This is a genomic window from Streptomyces sp. NPDC050743 (assembly GCF_044456925.1).
Lineage (GTDB): Bacteria > Actinomycetota > Actinomycetes > Streptomycetales > Streptomycetaceae > Streptomyces.
The window spans coordinates 1-2,573 of record NZ_JBITGJ010000279.1 but is presented as its reverse complement, the minus strand read 5'-3'; the positions used below and the strand labels follow the sequence as shown (position 1 = coordinate 2,573).

Here is a 2,573-nt window from a genome sequence, read left to right as displayed (position 1 = left end):
CCGAGCCGCCGGCTCCGGTGGCGGCCTGAGCCGTAAATCCCCGCTCAGCCCTGGAGGGCGACGCATCCCCTCCCTTCAGGGAGGGGAGCCTTCAATGCTGTACCGCAACGAGCGTCCAGCGAGGTGAGGCCGACATTGCTCGCCTCGCTGGTGGCGCGGAGCGTCAGTCCTGGTGCTTCGCCGTGATGTCGATCTCGGCGATCAGGGCCTCGATGCGGGTCTTGATCTCGTCGCGGAGCGAACGAACGGCTTCAACGCCCTTGCCGGCCGGGTCTTCCAGGGCCCAGTGGCACCATCCACCCGTTCAGGACGTGGTTCCAGCCCGTCCGCTACGTACAGGGCTCCTTCTCGCGCAGCTGCTACTACTTCAACACGGGGCACAGCCCCAACATCGGCTACCTGATTGCCGCCAACGCGACCGGCAGCAACATGAAGCCGGTGTCACAGCCCGGCGGCCAGGGTCTGCGAGACCTCTACTGGCTCCGCTCGGCCGAGCAGATGTGGCCGCCGGGAGCCGCGGCACGGCACGATTGCGCGGACAGCGGTTGATTCGCAGCCGAAGGTGGGAACCGTGTTCGATTCCCACCAACACTGATCCCTGTCCCGCGGGGCTGGACTTGTCACGGAGTGTGGCTCTACGCGGCCACGTGACGGCAGACCGGGCGCCAGGTGCGGGCCGTCACACTCCTCGCCCAGCGCCCGGCGCGTACGGCCCGGTCAGCCTGCCCAGGCCTCGTCGACGGTGACAGACCTCCCATTACTTGCTTCCGCCCGTTGGCGGGAGCACCCCGCGCCTACGTGCTATGGGCGATTTCTTGGGAGACTGCGGTGTGGACGTCATGGATGAGCCTCTCTTGTGCGTCGGTGAGGCCGCACAGGATCGGTTCGTCGTTGCCAGAGGCGATCTGGCTGCCGCAGATCGTCAGGTTCCCGAAGATGTACTGGTCCGGGCCGCCGAGGGCGGCCACGAGCGGGCCGGCGATGTGGTTCGGCGGGTAGCTGGCCAGGCAGGAGATGCCGCTCACGTGGCCGTGCAGGCCGCGTGGGCTGCACCACTCGGCATGTTGGATGGTGAAGGCCGCCGGGGCACTGTGTTGCGGATCCGTGTCCTTCAACATCTGGTCCGGGACGCCGTCGTGGAACTCCAGCTGCCCGTCGGGGCGGATCAGTGCGTAGATACCAGTCATGGGAATCGGTGTGTCTTTGTGAGTTGCACAGCGGGGCTCTCGCTGTGGCTGGGCTTCAGCGGTGGCGACGTTCGGACTGGACGGGGTCCGGTAGGCCCTGTCGCAGCCGACTGAGGGGATTGCCTGGGAGCGGGATGGTCCCCCCTTCCGGGCGGTGGGGTCGGGCGCCCGCCCCACCGCCGTTCTTGCCGTCTCAGCCTTGGGTGATCTCGATGTGGCGCGGCGTGGCCGCCTTGGCTTTGGGCACGGTGAGGGTCAGTACTCCGTCGGCCAGCGTCGCTGTGATGTCTTCGGCCTTTACGTCTGCCGGCAGCAGCGCCCTGTACTCGAAGCGGCCGGTGCGTCGGCTGCTGCGACGCAGGACGCCTTTTCGCTCGCGCTCCTTGCACTCACCGGTGATACCCAGCTCCCGTTCGCTGACCTCGATGTCGATATCCTCGCGTTTGATTCCGGGGAGCTCGGCCTCGACCACGTAGGCGTCGTCCGTTTCGTGCAGATCGGCCATGGGTGACCAGGCCCCGACGGCGGGCGTAATCCTGGCGGCCTCCAGAAACCGGTTCATCCGTTCGTAGAGATCATCGAACTCGGCGGCGATCGGCTCGCCCCAGATCAGGGTGGGAAACGGCCTCTCCTGGATCCGGCCGGCCGAGTGGTGTATTGGCAGTGCCATCGCGGTTCACCTCCGCGAATCGATGGCATTGGCGTTGCTTCCATGCTGCGCAGCTTTGCCATGGCCCGCGAATCGGGCGGCTGGCGACCGGGGCCAGATCTCTCAACCGCAAACTTTTTGGCTGATCAAGAGACCCCTAATCTCTTCCGGCGGATGAGATCCACAGCCTTCGTGCCTGAACGCGGGGGTAATCGTTGGTCCGGGCAGGATGTCAGGCATGGGTCACTGGGTGTACACGTTCTCGGGCTGTCCCGGCATCGGGAACTACCAGCAGATCGCGAACGAGGGAGAACCGGGCGATGTCGTAGTGCGGGCCCGCCCGGGCGGGCTCGGCGTCGTGGATGGCTTCGTACTGGAGAGCGTCGACGACCTGATGATGGTGGCCCACTTCCGGTGGGTGGCCACTGGGGACTCGTCCACCGTGATGCCGACCGTGCTGGAAGCGTTGGGATTACCACCGACGTCAGACGCCATGCGCGGTGAGTGAGCTTGGAGCGCGGTCGCCGCCGCGGGCGCCTTCCTGAGGAGTAAACAGCCTCATTGCGCTCTGCTCGTCCAGGCCCACGTCGGAGACGTACGCTGTTTTTGGCTACAAAACACCGCAGCGAAATCGGAGTAATTGTCATTCCTGAAGGGGCGGAGTGTGTCAAGCGGGGTATTTCCGATGGTTGTCGGTGGTTCTGGGCAGCGTTGACCGGCTCGCCGTCGGTCGGATG

3 protein-coding genes and 1 pseudogene are annotated in these 2,573 nt (G+C 65.9%); 1 reads left to right on the top strand and 3 read right to left on the bottom strand.

Annotated features, from left to right (window positions below; all coding sequences use genetic code 11):
* Nucleotides 1-163: 163 nt before the first annotated feature.
* The 3 genes and pseudogenes from ACIBJF_RS52940 to ACIBJF_RS52930 all read right to left on the bottom strand — a co-directional run.
* Nucleotides 164-286, bottom strand: a pseudogene (locus ACIBJF_RS52940) (phosphotyrosine protein phosphatase); the annotation flags it as partial.
* 508 nt (nucleotides 287-794) lie between these two features.
* Nucleotides 795-1,187 (bottom strand): hypothetical protein, encoded by a 393-nt coding sequence (locus ACIBJF_RS52935; RefSeq protein WP_399185043.1) that lies wholly within the window; start codon nucleotides 1,185-1,187, stop codon nucleotides 795-797.
* 193 nt (nucleotides 1,188-1,380) lie between these two features.
* Nucleotides 1,381-1,857, bottom strand: a complete 477-nt coding sequence (locus ACIBJF_RS52930; RefSeq protein ID WP_356316948.1) for an Hsp20/alpha crystallin family protein — start codon at nucleotides 1,855-1,857, stop codon at nucleotides 1,381-1,383.
* A gap of 217 nt (nucleotides 1,858-2,074) precedes the next feature.
* Between ACIBJF_RS52930 and ACIBJF_RS52925 the strand changes: the two genes are divergently transcribed.
* The gene (locus tag ACIBJF_RS52925) at nucleotides 2,075-2,344 is read left to right on the top strand and encodes a hypothetical protein (RefSeq protein WP_356316946.1); all 270 of its coding nucleotides are present in this window, start codon (nucleotides 2,075-2,077) and stop codon (nucleotides 2,342-2,344) included.
* Nucleotides 2,345-2,573: the final 229 nt, after the last annotated feature.

Bases quoted from the DNA above. Each gene is read 5' to 3' on its own strand.
- ACIBJF_RS52930 (WP_356316948.1), bottom strand. From the start codon at position 1,857: ATGGCACTGCCAATACACCACTCGGCCGGCCGGATCCAGGAGAGGCCG.
- ACIBJF_RS52925 (WP_356316946.1), top strand. From the start codon at position 2,075: ATGGGTCACTGGGTGTACACGTTCTCGGGCTGTCCCGGCATCGGGAAC.
- ACIBJF_RS52935 (WP_399185043.1), bottom strand. From the start codon at position 1,187: ATGACTGGTATCTACGCACTGATCCGCCCCGACGGGCAGCTGGAGTTC.